Source organism: Gilliamella sp. Pra-s52 (assembly GCF_009795805.1).
Classification (GTDB): domain Bacteria; phylum Pseudomonadota; class Gammaproteobacteria; order Enterobacterales; family Orbaceae; genus Gilliamella.
The window spans coordinates 88,151-106,171 of record NZ_WTEY01000003.1 but is presented as its reverse complement, the minus strand read 5'-3'; the positions used below and the strand labels follow the sequence as shown (position 1 = coordinate 106,171).

25 protein-coding genes, 2 tRNA genes and 4 pseudogenes are annotated in these 18,021 nt (G+C 33.9%); 22 read left to right on the top strand and 9 right to left on the bottom strand.

The features are described 5' to 3' along the window. Positions 1-252 precede the first annotated feature (252 nt). Positions 253-474, bottom strand: coding sequence for a YdcH family protein (locus tag GQ594_RS04305; protein ID WP_160399977.1), 222 nt, complete (start codon positions 472-474; stop codon positions 253-255). 158 nt (positions 475-632) lie between these two features. On the opposite strand from GQ594_RS04305, the gene GQ594_RS04300 reads away from it, so the two are divergent. Together GQ594_RS04300 and GQ594_RS04295 are read left to right on the top strand one after the other, a co-directional pair. Then, positions 633-2,156 carry a helicase HerA-like C-terminal domain-containing protein gene (locus GQ594_RS04300; protein ID WP_160411636.1) on the top strand — a complete coding sequence of 508 codons (1,524 nt, stop codon included), beginning with the start codon at positions 633-635 and terminating at the stop codon, positions 2,154-2,156. A gap of 49 nt (positions 2,157-2,205) precedes the next feature. After that, the gene (locus GQ594_RS04295) at positions 2,206-3,291 is read left to right on the top strand and encodes an AI-2E family transporter (RefSeq protein ID WP_160411637.1); all 1,086 of its coding nucleotides are present in this window, start codon (positions 2,206-2,208) and stop codon (positions 3,289-3,291) included. Between the two features lie 27 nt (positions 3,292-3,318). Here the strand turns inward: GQ594_RS04295 and bcp are convergent, their stop codons facing one another. Both bcp and hemL read right to left on the bottom strand, forming a co-directional pair. After that, on the bottom strand, positions 3,319-3,795 hold the full coding sequence (bcp, locus tag GQ594_RS04290; RefSeq protein ID WP_160411638.1) for a thioredoxin-dependent thiol peroxidase: 477 nt from the start codon (positions 3,793-3,795) through the stop codon (positions 3,319-3,321). Positions 3,796-3,861: 66 nt separating this feature from the next. Then, a complete protein-coding gene (hemL, locus tag GQ594_RS04285; RefSeq protein WP_160411639.1) occupies positions 3,862-5,157 on the bottom strand; it encodes a glutamate-1-semialdehyde 2,1-aminomutase in 1,296 nt (431 codons plus the stop codon). A gap of 159 nt (positions 5,158-5,316) precedes the next feature. Between hemL and erpA the strand changes: the two genes are divergently transcribed. From erpA to GQ594_RS04265, 4 genes are all read left to right on the top strand, one after another. Then, positions 5,317-5,655 (top strand): iron-sulfur cluster insertion protein ErpA, encoded by a 339-nt coding sequence (gene erpA / locus GQ594_RS04280; protein ID WP_160408775.1) that lies wholly within the window; start codon positions 5,317-5,319, stop codon positions 5,653-5,655. A 225-nt stretch (positions 5,656-5,880) separates the two neighbouring features. Beyond that, positions 5,881-5,968 (top strand) — tRNA-Leu (locus GQ594_RS04275). Positions 5,969-5,980: 12 nt separating this feature from the next. Continuing rightward, a tRNA-Gly gene (locus GQ594_RS04270) sits at positions 5,981-6,056 on the top strand. 157 nt (positions 6,057-6,213) lie between these two features. After that, positions 6,214-6,768 carry a hypothetical protein gene (locus tag GQ594_RS04265; RefSeq protein ID WP_160411640.1) on the top strand — a complete coding sequence of 185 codons (555 nt, stop codon included), beginning with the start codon at positions 6,214-6,216 and terminating at the stop codon, positions 6,766-6,768. 380 nt (positions 6,769-7,148) lie between these two features. Here the strand turns inward: GQ594_RS04265 and GQ594_RS04260 are convergent, their stop codons facing one another. From GQ594_RS04260 to GQ594_RS04250, 3 genes are all read right to left on the bottom strand, one after another. Continuing rightward, on the bottom strand, positions 7,149-7,400 hold the full coding sequence (locus GQ594_RS04260) for a hypothetical protein (protein WP_160411641.1): 252 nt from the start codon (positions 7,398-7,400) through the stop codon (positions 7,149-7,151). 97 nt (positions 7,401-7,497) lie between these two features. Beyond that, positions 7,498-7,707, bottom strand: coding sequence for a hypothetical protein (locus GQ594_RS04255; RefSeq protein WP_160411642.1), 210 nt, complete (start codon positions 7,705-7,707; stop codon positions 7,498-7,500). 318 nt (positions 7,708-8,025) lie between these two features. Beyond that, positions 8,026-8,196 carry a hypothetical protein gene (locus tag GQ594_RS04250; RefSeq protein ID WP_160411643.1) on the bottom strand — a complete coding sequence of 57 codons (171 nt, stop codon included), beginning with the start codon at positions 8,194-8,196 and terminating at the stop codon, positions 8,026-8,028. Between the two features lie 586 nt (positions 8,197-8,782). On the opposite strand from GQ594_RS04250, the gene GQ594_RS04245 reads away from it, so the two are divergent. From GQ594_RS04245 to GQ594_RS04190, 14 genes and pseudogenes are all read left to right on the top strand, one after another. Then, on the top strand, positions 8,783-9,163 hold the full coding sequence (locus GQ594_RS04245; protein WP_160411644.1) for a DUF805 domain-containing protein: 381 nt from the start codon (positions 8,783-8,785) through the stop codon (positions 9,161-9,163). A gap of 363 nt (positions 9,164-9,526) precedes the next feature. Beyond that, positions 9,527-9,844, top strand: a pseudogene (locus GQ594_RS12430) (RHS repeat domain-containing protein); the annotation flags it as partial. Between the two features lie 290 nt (positions 9,845-10,134). Then, entirely contained in the window at positions 10,135-10,494 is a 360-nt protein-coding gene (locus tag GQ594_RS04235) for a hypothetical protein (RefSeq protein WP_160411645.1), read from the top strand. Between the two features lie 34 nt (positions 10,495-10,528). Continuing rightward, a pseudogene (locus GQ594_RS12425) lies at positions 10,529-10,810 on the top strand (RHS repeat-associated core domain-containing protein); the annotation flags it as partial. 353 nt (positions 10,811-11,163) lie between these two features. Beyond that, entirely contained in the window at positions 11,164-11,616 is a 453-nt protein-coding gene (locus tag GQ594_RS04225) for a hypothetical protein (RefSeq protein ID WP_160411646.1), read from the top strand. A gap of 308 nt (positions 11,617-11,924) precedes the next feature. Beyond that, positions 11,925-12,458, top strand: a pseudogene (locus GQ594_RS12420) (RHS repeat domain-containing protein); the annotation flags it as partial. A 311-nt stretch (positions 12,459-12,769) separates the two neighbouring features. After that, complete coding sequence (locus tag GQ594_RS04215) at positions 12,770-13,063, top strand: hypothetical protein (protein WP_160411648.1); 294 nt, start codon at positions 12,770-12,772, stop codon at positions 13,061-13,063. 189 nt (positions 13,064-13,252) lie between these two features. Then, positions 13,253-13,378, top strand: a complete 126-nt coding sequence (locus GQ594_RS12275) for a hypothetical protein (protein ID WP_272914550.1) — start codon at positions 13,253-13,255, stop codon at positions 13,376-13,378. A gap of 102 nt (positions 13,379-13,480) precedes the next feature. Continuing rightward, positions 13,481-13,723: a TreTu family toxin gene (locus GQ594_RS04210; protein ID WP_202112474.1), complete on the top strand. Its 243-nt coding sequence runs from the start codon at positions 13,481-13,483 to the stop codon at positions 13,721-13,723. Then, positions 13,717-13,989 (top strand): immunity protein TriTu family protein, encoded by a 273-nt coding sequence (locus GQ594_RS04205; RefSeq protein ID WP_160411649.1) that lies wholly within the window; start codon positions 13,717-13,719, stop codon positions 13,987-13,989. The genes GQ594_RS04210 and GQ594_RS04205 overlap by 7 nt, the downstream gene beginning before the upstream one ends. 111 nt (positions 13,990-14,100) lie before the next feature. Beyond that, positions 14,101-14,289: a hypothetical protein gene (locus GQ594_RS12350; RefSeq protein WP_237414289.1), complete on the top strand. Its 189-nt coding sequence runs from the start codon at positions 14,101-14,103 to the stop codon at positions 14,287-14,289. After that, positions 14,228-14,362 carry an RHS domain-containing protein gene (locus tag GQ594_RS12415; protein ID WP_442903575.1) on the top strand — a complete coding sequence of 45 codons (135 nt, stop codon included), beginning with the start codon at positions 14,228-14,230 and terminating at the stop codon, positions 14,360-14,362. Before GQ594_RS12350 ends, GQ594_RS12415 begins: the two co-directional genes overlap by 62 nt. A 33-nt stretch (positions 14,363-14,395) precedes the next feature. Next, positions 14,396-14,737 (top strand): annotated as a pseudogene (locus tag GQ594_RS04195) (RHS repeat-associated core domain-containing protein); the annotation flags it as partial. A 36-nt stretch (positions 14,738-14,773) separates the two neighbouring features. Then, a complete protein-coding gene (locus GQ594_RS04190; protein ID WP_160411651.1) occupies positions 14,774-15,085 on the top strand; it encodes a hypothetical protein in 312 nt (103 codons plus the stop codon). A 44-nt stretch (positions 15,086-15,129) separates the two neighbouring features. On the opposite strand, the gene GQ594_RS04185 is transcribed toward GQ594_RS04190, so the two are convergent. From GQ594_RS04185 to GQ594_RS04175, 3 genes are all read right to left on the bottom strand, one after another. Continuing rightward, positions 15,130-15,561 carry an IS3 family transposase gene (locus tag GQ594_RS04185; protein WP_272914554.1) on the bottom strand — a complete coding sequence of 144 codons (432 nt, stop codon included), beginning with the start codon at positions 15,559-15,561 and terminating at the stop codon, positions 15,130-15,132. Positions 15,562-15,567: 6 nt separating this feature from the next. Further along, a complete protein-coding gene (locus tag GQ594_RS04180) occupies positions 15,568-15,870 on the bottom strand; it encodes an IS3 family transposase (RefSeq protein WP_272914551.1) in 303 nt (100 codons plus the stop codon). A 104-nt stretch (positions 15,871-15,974) separates the two neighbouring features. Further along, a complete protein-coding gene (locus tag GQ594_RS04175; protein ID WP_160411330.1) occupies positions 15,975-16,274 on the bottom strand; it encodes a transposase in 300 nt (99 codons plus the stop codon). A 210-nt stretch (positions 16,275-16,484) separates the two neighbouring features. Between GQ594_RS04175 and lptM the strand changes: the two genes are divergently transcribed. Both lptM and lysA read left to right on the top strand, forming a co-directional pair. Further along, positions 16,485-16,652, top strand: a complete 168-nt coding sequence (gene lptM / locus GQ594_RS04170; RefSeq protein ID WP_160411654.1) for an LPS translocon maturation chaperone LptM — start codon at positions 16,485-16,487, stop codon at positions 16,650-16,652. A gap of 12 nt (positions 16,653-16,664) precedes the next feature. Beyond that, a complete protein-coding gene (gene lysA, locus GQ594_RS04165) occupies positions 16,665-17,918 on the top strand; it encodes a diaminopimelate decarboxylase (RefSeq protein ID WP_160411655.1) in 1,254 nt (417 codons plus the stop codon). Positions 17,919-18,021: the final 103 nt, after the last annotated feature.

Genomic DNA, 18,021 nt, shown 5'->3' with positions numbered 1-18,021 from the left:
AAAAATTATTAAAAAATCAATTTATTAACCATATAATTATAACAAAAGGAAATAATCTATGAAAAAACCACATAAAAATTTAATTATGTTGCTTAAAAGCCGAAAACAAAAAAAAGCACAAGCGCAGCTAAACAATTAAAACCAAAAGGTTAGTATAAACAATTAGGTTTAAAGATAATAAAAAACCCCAGCTATTGGGGTTTTTATTTGCTCTTTTTATAATAAATTAATTAAAATATTGGATTATATGGCTCAATCCGTATTAGACACCTTTTTCAAAATTTCATAAATTTCATCTTTAATTTTTAGTTTTTGTTTTTTTAATGCTTCTATCGTTTCAGTTGTATTGATAATAATGCCAGATTCAATATTTTTGATTTTTTGATCAAGCTCATTATGTTGATCAAACAATTTTTGAAAACGTAAATCGGTATTTTTTAATTTAGAAATGATTTCTCGATATTCTGGAAACATAACGCCTCCTTATATAGGCAAGATGGAATAATAACAATAGCGACTGTCGCTAATTCAGAATACAATATTATTAGCTGTTTTCATAGAGAAATTGTTTTTGTGACAGATTTAACAGTATAACGATATCTTTTAAACACAAATTAATAAGGGGTAAACCCATGAGTGAATCGATTGTAATTGCCAAAAGCCAAGGCAAAAATTTATCTATTATAGCGGCGTTAGCTAATCGTCATGGATTAATTACTGGCGCAACAGGTACGGGTAAAACAGTAACATTGCAAAAAATGGCTGAAGGTTTTTCGAAAATTGGTGTACCCGTCTTTCTTGCCGATGTAAAAGGTGATCTGACCGGCATTGGTGAACAGGGCATATTATCTGAAAAGTTAAGAGCTCGCTTAGCTAGCATTGAAGTAAATGATTGGCAACCCGATTCATCACCGATTGAATTATGGGATGTGTTTGCTGAAAAGGGAATCCCCGTTCACAGTACAGTGTCAGATATAGGACCTATTTTACTTAGTCGATTACTCGATTTAAATAATGTTCAATCAGGTGTATTACAGCTGATATTTAAAATTGCTGATGACAACAACTTATTATTAATTGATTTTAAAGATCTTCGTACATTAATTCAATTTGTGGGAGATAACGCAAAAACTTTCACAAACCAATACGGCAATATTTCGTCATCATCAATTGGTGCAATCCAACGAGGATTATTAACATTTGAACAACAAGGTGCTGAATTTTTTCTTGGGGAACCGATGTTAGATATTCAAGACCTAATACAAGTCAATGATCAAGGTCGTGGTGTCGTTAACATACTATCGGCAGAAAAATTATATAATTCACCAAAATTATATTCTATCTTTTTATTATGGCTATTGTCCGAAATTTTTGAACACTTGCCTGAAGTAGGCGATCTTGATAAGCCTAAACTTGTTTTCTTCTTTGACGAAGCTCATCTTCTTTTTAACGATATTTCCCCTGCATTATTACAAAAAATAGAACAAGTTGTACGCTTAATTCGTTCTAAAGGTGTTGGTGTTTATTTTGCCTCTCAAAATCCGACCGATATCCCTGATACAATCTTAGGACAATTAGGCAATCGTGTGCAACATGCCTTACGAGCATTTACCCCTAAAGATCAAAAAGCAGTCAAAACAGCCGCTCAAACTATGCGAGCTAACCCAAATTTTGACACCGAAAAAGCAATTATGGAACTTGGTGTTGGTGAAGCGCTTATTTCATTTCTAGACGAAAAAGGCCGCCCAAACATGGTTGAGCGTGGTTATATTATTGCACCCAGTTCCAAAATGGGGGCAATGTCACCAGATAACCAATCATTGATTATGCACCAATCTTATTTTTATAAGAAATATGAACAAACTTTAGACAGGAAATCGGCCTATGAAGTATTAAAAGCGGGATTTTCGTTAAATAATATGTCTAATCAAAATACTGATAAGAGTGATAAAAAAGACGATGAAGATACCAACAATAAACAAAATAATGGCGGGTTGCTTAACTTTTTAAGCACGCTTCTTTTTGGCTCAAAAGGACCAAAAGGTGAACAACATGATGGCATAACCCAACAAATTGCCAAAAGCGCAACAAGACAAGTCGTTAATCAAATTGGCAAGCAGATTACTCGTGGTATATTAGGCAGTTTTAAAAAATAATTGTGCTGAATTTATAACCTTTAAAAGTTAGCAAAATAGGAGTGTTTTAATGTTAAAAATGTTTATTGAATGGTATAAAAAGCGCTTTAGCGATCCGCATGTCGTATCACTAATGGCGGTTATTATTGGTTTATTTATTATCATCTATTTTTTCAATAAAATTCTTTTGCCTGTTTTTATTGCTATTGTGCTTTCCTATTTGCTTGATAGTCCTGTTAACTTTCTACACAAAAAAAATATCCCAAGAACGCTGGCTGTTGTAATTGTATTGTTGCTTTTTATTCTTGTAGTATTGGTAGGATTTATGATCTTATTACCACTAATTTGGCAACAAAGTATTAGTTTGATCACCAATATTCCAAACATGCTAAATTTTGCTAACAATTTTTTAACTACTTTGCCTGAACATTATCCAGAGTTGATTGATGTAGGCTTGTTTGATTCTATTATTCAAGGTATTACCAGTAAAGTAGTACAAACAGGTAATTCATTGTTGCAGTTTTCAATTGTCTCTTTATTAGGATTAGTTTCGATTGCGATTAATGCGGTATTGGTACCAATTATGATGTTCTTTTTATTAAAAGACAAAGCCCAAATATGGGGGTATTGCTCAAAAATCCTACCTAAAAACCGCTCAATTTTAGACAAAGTTGCCACTGAAATGGATATGCAAATAGCCAATTATATTGTTGGTAATGTGCTGCATATTATTATTTTAACCATTTGCGTTTACATTCCTTTTTGGTATTTTGGTTTAGATTATGGGCTTTTATTAGCGGTGATTGTTGGCCTGTCAGTATTGGTACCTTATGTTGGCATTATTATTTCAAGTATCCCTGTTGTGCTTATTGCACTCTTTCAATGGGGATTAACCGCTCAATTTGGCTATTTATTATTTTTCTATATTTTAATACAGTCATTAGATGGTAACTTATTGGTACCGTGCTTGTTTTCTGAAAAGCTCAACTTACATCCACTTGTTATTATTTTAGCTGTGATTGTTTTTGGCGGGTTATGGGGATTTTGGGGGATATTTTTTGCAATACCATTAGCCACATTAGTCAAAGCTATTATCAATGCTTGGCCAAAACTCGACGAATTGAATAACGCAAATAGTGAAGTAAAAGCAGATTAATGGCTAATCTGCTTTTATTCAACAGGGTTATTTAGTGTGGTTTTTCAGATACTCTAAAACCACTTCATGATGGTTAGCAGTTTTAAAATCATTAAACACTTTTTCGATTTTACCGTCTTTACCAATTAAAAAGCTAATACGGTGAATACCATCATAGGTTTTACCCATAAATTCTTTTTCACCCCAAGTACCAAATGCTTGGGCGACTTCGTGATTTTCGTCAGAAAGCAATGTAAAATTTAATAACTCTTTTTCAACAAAACGAGATAATTTTTCTGGTTTATCAGTACTAATACCAAGAATTGCTACATTGTACTTTTTAAACTCATCAGCACAATCTCGTAAATTACAAGCTTGCACAGTACAACCTGGCGTCATGGCTTTTGGGTAAAAATAAATTAAAACACGGTGACCTTTAAAGTCTTTTAAACCCATTAGCTCTCCGTCTTGGTCTGGTAACGAAAATTGAGGCGCTTGTGCACCTTCTTTAAGTGGATTAACCATATAATTATTACCTATTTAAGTTAAGTCGTTTAATTTGTTATTTCTTTGGGTATACTAAAAACAGCATCATCTTTTTAAATTACTAAAAAAACGGTTTGCAGCATCAATTGTGTGATTGATCTCTTTATCTGTATGTTTAAGTGACATGAAGCCTGCTTCAAATGCAGACGGTGCAAAATAGACACCTTCTGTAAGCATATGATGATAGAATTTTTTGAATAATTCAACATCACACTGCATCACATCTTGATAACTGGTTACTTCAGTAGCAGTTGTAAAAAACAACCCAAACATCGCACCCACATAATTCACCACTAATGGCACATTATGCTGTTTAGCTACTGCCAATAAACCATTGGCAAGCGATGCGCTTTTATTTTCTAACTCCTGATATATACCAACTTCCATCAACTTTGTTAACGTCGCATATCCTGCTGCCATTGCAACAGGATTACCTGAAAGCGTACCTGCTTGATAGATTGGTCCAGTTGGTGCTAATTGTTTCATAATATCTGCACGACCACCAAATGCACCAACAGGCATACCACCACCAATAATCTTACCTAAACAAGTCAAATCGGGTACAACATCATAATAATCTTGGGCACCACCTAGCGCGACTCTAAAGCCTGTCATCACTTCATCAATAATCAACAACGCACCATATTCATCACAAAGCGCACGCAAGCCTTGTAAGAACGCTTTCTTGGTTGGCACACAATTCATATTGCCAGCAACTGGCTCAATAATAATGGCAGCGATATCGTTAGGATATTGTGCAAATTGTTTTTTGACTGATTCTAAATTGTTATAGTCACAAACTAAGGTATGTTTAACAAAATCACTAGGTACTCCGGGCGATGTTGGGTGACCAAACGTAAGGGCGCCAGAACCGGCTTTAACTAATAAATAATCGGCATGCCCATGGTAACAACCTTCGAATTTAATAATCTTATCTCGCCCTGTAAAGCCACGCGCAACACGAATAGCACTCATGGTTGCTTCGGTTCCTGAATTTACCATTCGCACCATTTCAATGGACGGCATTAATTGTGAAACCAAATTAGCCACTTTTATTTCAATCTCGGTTGGTGCGCCATAACTCAGCCCATTATGCACTGCATTAATGACCGCATTGGCAACATCGGGATCGTTATGTCCAAGAATCATTGGTCCCCAAGAACCGACATAATCAATATAGGCTTTATTATCTACATCATAAAGATATGCACCGTTTGCACGCTCAATAAACAAAGGTGTACCGCCTACACCATTAAAAGCACGAACAGGTGAATTAACACCACCGGGCATAACGGATAAGGCTTGATGGTAAAGCGCTTCTGATTTAAAAGTATTTAGCATAGTTGAGATAATCTCTCTAAAAAAATTTGTTGTATTTATTCATAAAATCAAAACAAATTCAAGCTAGCTAACAAAAATTTATTTAATAGAAGTTTTCTATTTTGTATTTTCATTTAGCAAAGGTATATAATACGAAGATCACTATATTAGGAGAAGAACATGAGCGATGCCTTACCAATCAACTTTACTGATGCAGCCGCCAATAAAGTTAAGTCACTTGTCACCGAAGAAGAAAACCCGAACCTTAAATTAAGAGTTTACATTACAGGTGGGGGATGTAGTGGATTTCAGTATGGATTTACGTTTGATGAAAAAGTAAACGAAGATGACTTGGCAATCGAAAAAAACGGCGTATCACTCGTTATCGACCCAATGAGTTTGCAATATCTTGTTGGTGGTACAATCGATTATATTGAAGGTTTACAAGGCTCTCGCTTTGTGGTTGACAACCCTAACGCAACAACCACTTGTGGTTGCGGTTCATCATTTAGTGTTTAATTTATAAAATTAGACTTTAGCCTTTTATTAAAGGCTAACCATTTTTATAGTTAACAATAAATTCTATTTTTTTAACTTTTAAAGCAAAAGGTTAACAAACCACACAAAATGTGACAAACATTGAGCAGTTAAACAATAATTTGAATTTTTTTGTTGACGATAAATTTAAGATGAGTAAAATGCACAGCATTCAAAACGCAATTACTTCTTTGTAATTAGTTTTGGGCCCGGGTGGTGAAATCGGTAGACACAAGGGATTTAAAATCCCTCGGCCTTTTTGGCCGTGCGAGTTCAAGTCTCGCCCCGGGCACCACTTCTTACCTATGCGGGAATAGCTCAGTTGGTAGAGCACGACCTTGCCAAGGTCGGGGTCGCGAGTTCGAACCTCGTTTCCCGCTCCAGATATTTATCTACAGACGTCCAGTAACGTTTGTAAGTTACATGGAATCAAGGCATTTGAATGTACTAAAATGTCAGATTAAATAAAGACTATTACAACTCATTGAAATTAATTCAATATTATTATGATAATTTTTATGCTGATAAAAAGGAAAAATAATGTTGAAGTGGCCTAAAAAATATGCACGTAAAGGTGATTATATTAGGGAACAAGCAATAAAAGAATATAAAATAACACCTGTATTTCATGGTGTTCTTCTGCCGAATCAACAAAAAACAGGCTACTTTAATCAAAAAATAACAACAAATTATTATTGCTTTGAATTTAGACTTGTTAACTCTAAAGACAAGATTGGATTCTTTTATTGTGGTGATGATGCTGCTAAAAAATGGCTTACTCTTATAAATGAAGCTCCTTTACCTTTATTTAATCCATTAAGTACCAATTATGATAGTACGACACAGAGTAATAGAGAAAATAGAACAAATAATAACGAAGGCAAAAAAATACTCCATCCTATTAGAAAAGATCTATTAGTGATTTTAAATACTTTAATGGCATTATTTGATATCACTGATTATTCATCTGCAATTCCCGCTATATTACAAAGAATATCAAAAGATAAGAATCTAGATCTATTACCTAAAGATAGAGATATTAAGGCCGTTAATACAAATGTATACAAAAGAATTAGAATTAAATTGTTCTTTTAAGAAAATTAATTACGAGAGATTGAATGAATTGATCAATTCATTTGAAAGTAATAGTCCTGCGAGTTTTTAAGTTTTATATTTAATTATTTGATTTATATTGTTTTTAATGTCAAATTGGTTTCTACATCTCAGATGATTAAATTTACTTAATATATAATTCCGCCTCAAAAATAACAAAAGATCCTCATTATTTTCTTTCATTTTTGTTATTGCAGAGTTTTTTATATAAGCGCTATTATTTTCTATAACTAGATCATTCTTATAATGTTCAGATAACATTAAATCTGTTAAATTCAAGCTAAAACCATTTTTTTAAAAGTAATTTTTACTGAATTATCTGTACCATATTTTATTTTTAAAAAAAAGACTCATCTAACAATTCATATTTCATATAAAATATCAACAAATTTAAACAGATTATTTTCTAAAAAATTATCTTCTTCTTTTATTCTTAATATAGCTAAATTGATTTTTTCTTTCTCTGTTTTACCAATTAAATTAGTATAATTCTTTATATGTAGGTAGGTTTCATTTAATGATAAATCTCCCCACTTTTTACCGACGTAAACAATAGTTTGATCTTCTGGTAAATTCTTCCAATAGAAAAATATTCTTTGTATTATTTTTTTCATTGATAACCGTTCTATTTTCCATGATCCTCGCCAAAATCACGGTCTATGTAGCGACTCGTTTGCCTAGCAATCACTTTTCGTCCATATAAATCGATAATCACCGACAAATATAACCACTTTCACCCGTTTTAATATAAGTAATCTCGGTTATCCATGTCGTATTAAGCTTATCAGGATTAAATTGCCTATCTAACGGGTTGGGTTCAATGTTACGATGAGTCGTGTCTATTTTATACTTGAATTTACGAGCTGATTTACTCCGTAATCCCAATTGTTGCAAAACACGGCTAATTGTCCTTTCTGACACTTGATAGCCCGTTTTCCTTACATCATGAAGCAGGTTTGGTGTATGGGTCTTATATTGCCAATACTGCTTTTGGATATACTCGCTAAGTTTGGCCGATTTGTTTGCTCTTTTTAACCAGGCATAATAACCCGATCAACTGACACCAAGTAATGAGCATATCCTAGTAACGGGATAGCAGATTAAATGGTTTTTCATATAAGCGTACTTCACCGATTTGGATTGTTGATGAAGTACACATGCACCTTTTTAATATGTCATTGGCCATTTTCAGTTCTTTAATCTCTTTTTCTAACGCCATAATCCGTTGTTGCTCAGCCGTTAACTCTTGACGGCTGGTTTTATTGGGGGGGAACGTTGCCTAATCCATTTATCTAGGCTTGATTTACCCGCACCGAGATAGTCGGCAAGTTCGCTGATAGAAAGGTGTGCATTAGATAACGCATAATTTACTGATTGTTGTTTGAATTCGATACTAAATTTTTTGACCATGATATTTGCCACCTATGATTTTTATTTATATCATAGAGGCGACTTTTGTCCATTTTTTTGGCGAGGATTATCTATTGAATATGAGAAACCAGAGGAAGAAGATGACGAATGGGAATTTTCCTTGTATTCACTTTATATAGATCAACTTATAAGACCAGTAATAGATGAAGAAGAGGAGTTTTTTCTATATAAGCTCCGTACATATTATGCATATCCTACATTAACTGATAATGATAGTGGATTCAATCAATAACTTCATTTGAACAATATGTTTTTTCTAATTTCGATGAGTTATTAGAATATGTTGAACAACGGTGGAGAATAAAATTAAGTGATTTTGTTACAATTAATTAAACACATATACCTTATTGAAAAATAAATTGAAAATACTTATAAGTAATACAAACTAATTATAAATAACAATATTATCAAAACTACAAAATAATAGCGGCAGGCATTTAATTGACGAAAATAAATCTTGTTGAATTGTTTTAGCTATTTCTATTACCTTATCAATATAAAATATTTGAGATAACTTTTAATTTATTATATATTTACTAAAATTTTAATACATAGGGAGTATTAAGTGTTAAGTAAAGCAATTAATTCATGGTTTGATGGCTATAGAAAAATGTTTTGTTATAAAGGACGTTCGACTCGTAGCGAGTTTGGATTTTTTATTCTTATTCAAATTATAATACTATGGCTCTCTTTTGCACTGCTATTCAGTATGGACAAAATATTACCAGATGCTATATTAGGAATCTGCGTAATGTTAATTTTTATCGTTACTTTTCTTACAATGTTGTCTTACAATATTAGACGATTACATGATATAGGTACAAGCGGTCTGTGGTGTTTTGTTTATCTTCTCTGTCCAGGAGCTATAATAGGTGCATCTTTAATAATAAAACCAACTTCAGGAGACAACCAATACGGGTCTAACCCAAGAATATTGTCAAAATAGTAAAATACGTCTTCACTCCGCATGGTGAAGGGCGTCTAGTTTCCTCTATATTCAGCTCCTTGTTCTTAACTATTTTATCTAACCCTCTATTCTCAGTTTTAAAATAACTTTCAACTAACATTTTAATGATTATAAATATCCTATTTTTAGTACAAAACTAACGTAGATAATGATATTGTTTATTTTCGTGTTTTATATTCAATATGTAACTATCCCCTAAAATTGCACAGCAAAAAAGTAGAAAATTCTCTATGATAAAAGTAAAGGGGATTTAATTATGAAAAAAATGACTGAACATCAAATCGTAGCTATTTTAAAAGAAGCTGAAGCTGGTATTTACACGACAACAACCAAGAACAATATATCCGCTACTACCACACCGACCTGAACGGCTGTCCGGAAGAACTGACCGATGAAAACGGCGAAATACTGTGGGAATGCAGCTACCAGCTATGGGGTAAACACATTCATGAAATCGAGCACCAACCCATAGAACAAAACCTCAGGTAGCAGGGACAGTATCTAGACAGAGAAACCGGCTTGCATTACAACACCTTCAGGTACTATGATCCAGATATTGGTAGATTTACCCAGCCAGATCCAATAGGCTTAGCTGGTGGTTTTAATCTGTATCAGTATGCACCTGATGGGTTGACTTGGATTGATCCGTGGGAGCTATCTGACAATCCACTCGTTGGATTGGATCTTGCAAATATGACAAGAGAATAGATTAGCGATATTTTATCAAAATCTGAAAACATTTCATGGAAAGGAGGATCTCCTGATGGGGCGTTTGCACAGTGGAAATATACAGATACTGGAACAACAGCCGTTAGATTAGATCCGCCTGATAAAGTGACTTTATACCATCATGCTCATCTGTATGATAAGGCAGGAAACTCTTTAAATATTAACGGTAACATTGTTGATTGAAAGTCACTGGCTGCTCATAACAAAATAGGTTGTTAAAAATGAATATACAACATATAGAAACAGCAGATTGTAATATTTTGGATACTAAAATATTTTCTAATGAAATTAAGATATATTTTGATTCAGTTTACGATCTAGAGAAAAAACAGTACATCAGTAATATTAGTTTGACAGTTTTTAATTGGTCATTTTTTGAAGCGAAAGTTTTTATTGTCAATGATTTAAATAATAGTTTTGTACAAAAAAAGTTATTCGGACATGAATTAGAGTTTTTTGAATATATTCAGAAAATATCTATTGAAAGTAATAATCTTATATTACAGGGATACAGTAAAGAATCTGGATATTGGCTAGAGTATTGTTTCATAGATAGTGACTTTTACTTAGAACCATTTTAACATAAATACAGCAACAGATGTATTAGAAATAAAGCCGGAAGAACTGACCGATGAAAATGGCGAAATACTGTGGGAATGCAGCTACCAACTATGGGGTAAACACATTCATGGAATCGAACACCAACCCATAGAGCAGAACCTCAGATATCAGGGACAATACTTCGACAGAGAAACTGGCTTGCATTACAACACCTTTAGGTATTATGATTCAGATATAGGACGCTTTACCCAGCCTGACCTGATTGGTTTAGCTGGCGGGTTTAATTTGTATCAGTATGCGCCTAATGGGTTGATTTGGGTCGATCCACTTGGGTTGCATGTATCACACGGAATTGATGTTCTCGCTGATGACTGGGCAACTAAAGGTGCATATGCTCATATTGACAAAATGGAGATTGCAATAAAACCTCGAAAAAATGGCGACATAATTTACAAACCTGTATTTAGCAATACGAATGAAGAATCAATTGCTTGGAAAAAAGCTACTAATAAATTAGATGATTATTTATCCAACCCTAGAAATAAAGCAAAAGTTGTCGACTATTTGGAAAATGCCAAGATCAGGTGGTCACGTAAGGGGGCTGAATGGAACCATTTACAAAAAGCATTGAAAAAACATGACATAGTAAAGGGAAAACTTGGCAAAATGAAAAAGATAGGGTGTTAAATATGGAAATATTAAATATAGATATTATTGATATTATTAACAATGGCGGGTTTTTAAAGTGTCTACCGTCTTTAAAGAGAGACTATTTTTTTCATTGTTGTCAAATAGAACCGATGAAATCAGCAACTTTGTATACTGTTAAAATAGGATCCTTTGATATAGAAATAGGTATTTATAAAAAGGAGTATAATAACTACGAAATAATTAATTTATCTGACAATAGAAAGGATTATAATAATATAGCTATTAATGATATGTATGGAATAATGACAATGAATTTTAATAATATATTACAGTCCAATATCATCCAATTATTACCAGAGTATAAAATAAATCATATAAATAATATAGAACAAATAGAAATATGTTTCTGTAGTGGAAGTACTATAATTTATCAGGATACCGATTTACCACCAGCAATTATATTAAATAAGTTAAAGACTCCAACTTTATAAATTTTAATTAGATTTAAACATTCAGTTTATTCTAGAAATAAAATTACACTTATTTAATTGCCTAAATCAAGTAAATATTTTCGTTTTGACTGTTTATGCCATTAATATATTTAAAGAATATTTAGTAGGGAAAAATGATATTGCCCTACGAATACGACAACCTCGACCGCCTAGTCAGCAAATATCACAGCAGACACGAACAAAGCCACAACCACAACCTTATCCGCTTTAACCAACTGCTCAACTTCAGAAACCACCACTACCACTACGATCAGCATGGCAGAGTCCAGAACAAACAAACCACAGGCGGTACCCAGTACTACCACTACGATGCCGAACACCGCCTGAGCGAAGTACACATCGAACGATTCAACACAACCGAACGATACCGCTACCTCTACGACGCCCTCGGTCGACGTATCGAAAAACATCAACTCGACCGCGACGGTAACCCCTGCAACCGCACCCGCTTCCTGTGGGACGGACTCAGACTATTGCAGGAAATCCACTACGATAAACAGCAAAGTGTCTATATCTACACCGACCTGAACGGCTGTCCAGAAGAGCTGACTGATGAAAACGGTAAAATACTGTGGGAATGCAGCTATCAGCTATGGGGAAAACGGATTCATGAAATCGAACACCAACCCATAGAGCAGAACCTCAGATATCAGGGACAATATTTAGACAGGGAAACCGGCTTGCATTACAACATCTTTAGGTATTATGATTCAGATATAGGACGCTTTACCCAGCCGGATCCGATTGGGCTGCTAGGTGGTTTGAATCTGTATCAGTATGCGCCTGATGGGTTCACTTGGGTGGATCCGTGGGGATTGAGTTGTTTCAAAATTCATTCGCGAATAAAAGAAAGTAATAAACTTGTTAAAGAAGCCGAGATTACAGGAAAATCGCATCAATCAAGTATCGATCATTTAACAAAACAACTTTCTTTGAATAATAAAAATTCGGGTATTGGAACCAAACCCATAGGTCATGGAATTTCTGAAGTTAGAGCTCGAGATGGGGCACGTGTTCATTTCAGGGAAATAAATGATAGTATAATTGTAATATTAGGTAAATCTGATAAGGCTAACCAGCAAACAGTTATCAATGAAGTTTTAAAAGTATTTGGTAGAGGTGCTTAAATATTATGAATATTAAAATTTTAAAATATGATCAAGATCTTAATCAGGTAACTGACAATGTTGATGTTGAAGTTTTTTTAGACAATGGAAAGCGGTATGCTGCAACATTTTTCACTATCGAAAATATAATTTCTATTTTAAATAAGTATAAAGAGACAAAAGAGTGTTGTAATGGCTTATATTTTGGGGCATCAGATATGATTATTGTTGAAAATTTAAATGACAAAGTGATAAACAAAACGATACAGGATTTGATAAAAAACGAAGAATTTCATCATGCTTTCTCATTATTAGAGTAATTAATAAATGTAAAAAAGATCGTATATCTAAATCTTCATAGCTTTTATTTCTTTGCTAACTATATTAAGGTAAATAAACTAATTAGGTGACATATTATGAAAGATAGCAGTTGGGTATGGGTTTTTAAGAAAGATGGTATTCCAATGGTTTCTGCTGTATTTTCTTCTCTTGAAAATGCGGACAATTAGTTGAAACTTAATAAATTAACTGGGGTATTAACAAAAATGCCCATAGATATTGGCGGTTATGAGTGGTGCATTCAAAATAAAGAACAAATGCTTGAACACTATCATTACGAAAATGGCGTCAGATAATGTTACAGTCAAATTTTGTCATAGAGATAGCAATTCTAAGAGCAATACATTGACTGTAACCTAGTTTACATTACAACACATTTAGGCTTATTGACGCTAAATTTGGGCGCAGATGTTAATGCTTTTGGTAAACAAGCAAAAAATGGAGCTTTATATGTTGAATTTGATATTTCTAAAAAATCTATAATTCCCACAAATGAAGGATGGGCAAAAATAGTAGGACAAAATTCTTTAGAAGGTCGCTTAGCGCAACGTAAAGGACTCTCCGTGCCTGAGATGCCTAAAGCAAGCAACATTCGTGTTAAGGCAGAAAAAATTAATGAGGAAATACAATCAAAATGTTAAATAAATTTAAATTTTGGATATCCAAAAATACTAACTACTCTTATATTTATAATAAAAATGATTCATCAGAAAGTATCGTTATCGATTTTGAAAATGATATTTATATTGGCCGATTTACTGTTTGGGATGATCTAAGTTGCATGTCTGAAATAATAGATTTAAATACTAATCAATATAAAATTAATAAAAGGGAAGAATTTACTTCGTTTAATGAATTACTATCTATATTTAGAATTTTTTTAGATTATTTAAATATAAAAAATTAAAATAAAAAATATATTTTTACATATTTATATTATTTACGACGCCCTCGGCCGACGTATCGAAAAACACCAACTCGACCGCAATGGTAACCCCTGCAACCGCACCCGCTTCCTGTGGGACGGACTCAGACTATTGCAGGAAACCCACTACGACAAACAGCAAAGTGTCTATCTCTACACCGACCAGAAGAGCTAAGAACCGCTGGCGCGCATAGACACCGACAACAACCAAGAACAACATATCCGCTACTACCACACCGACCTGAACGGCTGTCCGGAAGAACTGACCAACGAAAACGGTGACATACTGTGGGAATGCAGCTACCAGCTATGGGGTAAACATATTCATGAAATTGAGCACCAACCCATAGAATAGAACCTCAGATATCAGGGATAATACTTAGACAGAGAAACTGGCTTGCATTACAATACCTTTAGGTATTATGATCCGGATATAGGACGCTTTATCCAGCCTGACCCAATTGGGTTGCTGGGTGGGTTTAATCTGTATCAGTATGCGTCTGATGCGATGACACATATAGACCCATTTGGTTTATGGACTGTTAAAATTGGTGGCTATATCATTCGTGTTCATGCTAATGATGTAGATCCTTGGCAAAGTACACCACATGGTCATATTTATGATAAAAATCTTATCCTTGATAAGGATGGTAATATTTTTAAAGCTCATAATGGTTCTCAAGTTGATTCCTTATCTAAAAAGATACCAAATTATGGAAAAAGGAGTTAAAGAAACGTGGTTGCTAAAATAATACTTAGAGAAAACATGGATGAACAAGATTTTGTTATATTTTCAAAGAGATGGGAAGAAAATTCATCTATTATAATAGAGTCAAAATTGAAACATTTAAAAGTAAAAAGTAATATATTTAATATGGCATTGAGTAGAATTCCAAATTCATTTGCTGAAGCGGTTGTTGATATTTTCCTTGAAGATAATGATTTTCCGATTGATGATAGCGATTTAATTATATGCATTAAGAATGGATCTTTAGGATTAAAAAAAAGCGTTTTCTATAGAAAAAACATTTCTAAAAAAATTATTAACTTATGCAAAATTAGTTTAAAAAATTCTTAGGACAATATCTTTACTGTAACGGTCAACAAAACTTGGAGACAATCTTAGGCCGTTTTTAGTAATTTGTATTCAAATTCTGCAGGTGAAATAAATTCCCGTTTATAATGTCTTCTTTTTTGATTATAAATAGGTTCGATATAATCAATAATATCAGCTATTGCTTGCTCTCTGGTTACATAATCTCGATAGTTGCTCCTTTCTGATTTTAATGATCTAAAAAATCGCTCAGTCACGGCATTGTCTAAGCAATTTCCTGCTCGGCTCATGCTAAAGGTAATTTGATAAGATGCTAATATCCGTTGGGACTGTTCACTGCGATATTGAATTCCCTGATCGCAATGAAATAAAGTTGGGCTTTCTCCTTTACGCCGCTGTATTGCCATATTTAATGCTTTAACCGTAAGGTTACTATTAGGCTTGTCAGAAAAGGCCCATCCAATAATACGCCGAGAGCATAAATCCATGACAACAGCCAGATAGAGCTAGCCTTGCCTTGTTCGAATATAGGTAATATCACCAGTCCAATATCGATTAATTGTCGCAGGATTAAATTGTCGATTTAAATGGTTTGGTGCAAGTATCGATGATTTATCACCGCTAGGATAGACATGTTGTTTCGGTCTTTTTGCAACGAGACCTAATGTCTTCATTAAGCGTCTGACCTTATCTAAACCAAGCTTAACCCCTTTTTTAATCAGTTCAACGAGCATTCTTCTTTTTCCATATATGCCATCCATTTCGTTATGAATTGATTTCATGGCTATTTCAAGCCTAGTATTAATCAATTTAAATGCACGATGTTTAGTTCAATAATAAAAAGTACTGGGCGACACTAATAAACATCGGCAGATTTGAGATGGTTTATTTCCTGCCTTCTTCAACATTAACGCTATTTGTTGCCGCTTGTCATTTCCATTGCGAAGAAGGCTGAAGCTTTTTTTAATAATTGATTATCACTTTGCAGCTGTTTAACTTGTTTCTCTAAAGCTTGTATTCGTTTTTGCTCAGGTGTCAGCGCACTACTTTTAGGCGTAATACCTTGTCGTTCTTTTCTATATTGCGTTACCCAACGCTGGATTGATGAAATACTAACATTCATTGTTTTTGCGGCATCTTTATGTGCATAACCATAATTCAGAACTAATTCTGCACACTCTCGTTTAAATTCACTACTTAGTTGTCTTGTCATCAGATAATCTCCTTTGTTGAGGATTTATCATACCGCTAAGAATGTCTACAAGAAAAGTATACCGTTACAGTGTTTTTTAGCCAATTATTCTAATTATGAAGTGTAAACAATTCGACGTTTTCCTACATGTTATTATTTGCGCTTTGCAGCATTGTGCCTATCGTGTAATATAGATGGCATTCTAAAAAATAAAAAAATTGTGAATATTTTATGAAATTAATTATAAAATTACTCTTTGTCTTTTTTGTCATATTGGCATTAGAGGGATGTGGATTAAAAGGTCCACTTTATCGTCCAGATGAAAAAGCGGCAACTCAACAAAACAAGCTAACAATAACTGCCTCAATTCAATCTGATTTATTTATTAAAATTGCATAATGGAATAAAACGATGGATTTTTTAGATTATCAACATGATCGCTTATTTGCTAACCAAATAGCGATTGCTGATCTTGCTAAGCAGTATGGTACCCCTTTATATGTCTATTCAGCCGAGCATATTCGTGAGCAGTTTTTAGCCTATGAACAGGCTTTGGTTAATACAAATCACTTAATCTGTTATGCCGTTAAAGCGAATAGTAATTTGGCTGTTTTAAGTTTGCTTGCAAAACTCGGCGCAGGTTTTGATATTGTTTCACAAGGTGAATTAGAACGAGTATTAAAAGCCGGTGCGGATCCTAAAAAAATAGTCTTTTCTGGTGTTGCTAAATCAATCATTGAAATTGAGCGGGCACTTGAAGTGGGTATTAAATGCTTTAATGTTGAATCTGAGGCTGAATTGTATCGAATTGATGAAGTTGCTAAAAGATTAGGTAAAATTGCACCGATTTCATTAAGAATTAACCCTGATGTCGATGCTAAAACACACCCATATATCTCAACTGGTCTACGCGAAAACAAATTTGGGATTAGCTATCCGTTAGCATTATCAGTTTATCAAAAGGCGCGCGCATTAATAAATATAAATATTGTTGGTATTGATTGTCATATTGGTTCGCAGTTAACACAGTTATCGCCGTTTATTGATGCTACTGATCGTATACTTACTTTAGTGGACCAACTGCAAGCTGATAATATTGCAATTGAACATATTGATCTTGGGGGCGGTTTAGGTGTTTGTTATGATAACGAACAACCACCAACGCCATCGCAACTTGTGACAGAATTGAAAAACAAATTGGCCAACTACCCTGATATTGAAATTTTGTTTGAACCAGGGCGATCTATTGTAGCTAATTCTGGTGTGTTAATTACTAAAGTTGAGTATACCAAACATCAAGAGGGTAACCATTTTGCGATCGTTGATGCTGGTATGAACGACTTAATTCGACCTGCACTTTACGATGCTTGGATGAATGTTTTACCTGAAAGACAACCAAAATCTGACGATGAACTTTTTGTATATAACGTCGTTGGTCCGATTTGTGAATCGAGCGATGTTTTGGCTTATCAGCGAGAACTTTCAGTTAAGCAAGATGATTTACTTGTTATCTGTAGCGCAGGCGCTTATGGTTTTAGTATGGCATCAAATTACAATAGTCACCCAAGACCAGCGGAAGTGATGCTTGTAGGCGAACAACAACATAAATTAATTCGTCAGCGAGAATCCTTTGATGATTTATGGCGTGGTGAGGCTGTTTTATAATATTGGTAAATTGTATCGGGAATGCTTAATGATAATAGTATTTCCGATTTAAGTGGATGCTGGTTGACAGTCAAAACTAAAAGTAACGAAATAAAAATGTTCG

Excerpts from the sequence above, each read along its gene's own strand:
- GQ594_RS04305 (WP_160399977.1), bottom strand. The coding sequence starts at position 474 with ATGTTTCCAGAATATCGAGAAATCATTTCTAAATTAAAAAATACCGAT.
- GQ594_RS04300 (WP_160411636.1), top strand. The coding sequence starts at position 633 with ATGAGTGAATCGATTGTAATTGCCAAAAGCCAAGGCAAAAATTTATCT.
- GQ594_RS04295 (WP_160411637.1), top strand. The coding sequence starts at position 2,206 with ATGTTAAAAATGTTTATTGAATGGTATAAAAAGCGCTTTAGCGATCCG.
- bcp (WP_160411638.1), bottom strand. The coding sequence starts at position 3,795 with ATGGTTAATCCACTTAAAGAAGGTGCACAAGCGCCTCAATTTTCGTTA.
- hemL (WP_160411639.1), bottom strand. The coding sequence starts at position 5,157 with ATGCTAAATACTTTTAAATCAGAAGCGCTTTACCATCAAGCCTTATCC.
- erpA (WP_160408775.1), top strand. The coding sequence starts at position 5,317 with ATGAGCGATGCCTTACCAATCAACTTTACTGATGCAGCCGCCAATAAA.
- GQ594_RS04265 (WP_160411640.1), top strand. The coding sequence starts at position 6,214 with ATGTTGAAGTGGCCTAAAAAATATGCACGTAAAGGTGATTATATTAGG.
- GQ594_RS04260 (WP_160411641.1), bottom strand. The coding sequence starts at position 7,400 with ATGAAAAAAATAATACAAAGAATATTTTTCTATTGGAAGAATTTACCA.
- GQ594_RS04250 (WP_160411643.1), bottom strand. The coding sequence starts at position 8,196 with ATGGTCAAAAAATTTAGTATCGAATTCAAACAACAATCAGTAAATTAT.
- GQ594_RS04235 (WP_160411645.1), top strand. The coding sequence starts at position 10,135 with ATGAATATACAACATATAGAAACAGCAGATTGTAATATTTTGGATACT.
- GQ594_RS04225 (WP_160411646.1), top strand. The coding sequence starts at position 11,164 with ATGGAAATATTAAATATAGATATTATTGATATTATTAACAATGGCGGG.
- GQ594_RS04215 (WP_160411648.1), top strand. The coding sequence starts at position 12,770 with ATGAATATTAAAATTTTAAAATATGATCAAGATCTTAATCAGGTAACT.
- GQ594_RS04205 (WP_160411649.1), top strand. The coding sequence starts at position 13,717 with ATGTTAAATAAATTTAAATTTTGGATATCCAAAAATACTAACTACTCT.
- GQ594_RS04190 (WP_160411651.1), top strand. The coding sequence starts at position 14,774 with ATGGATGAACAAGATTTTGTTATATTTTCAAAGAGATGGGAAGAAAAT.
- GQ594_RS04175 (WP_160411330.1), bottom strand. The coding sequence starts at position 16,274 with ATGACAAGACAACTAAGTAGTGAATTTAAACGAGAGTGTGCAGAATTA.
- lptM (WP_160411654.1), top strand. The coding sequence starts at position 16,485 with ATGAAATTAATTATAAAATTACTCTTTGTCTTTTTTGTCATATTGGCA.
- lysA (WP_160411655.1), top strand. The coding sequence starts at position 16,665 with ATGGATTTTTTAGATTATCAACATGATCGCTTATTTGCTAACCAAATA.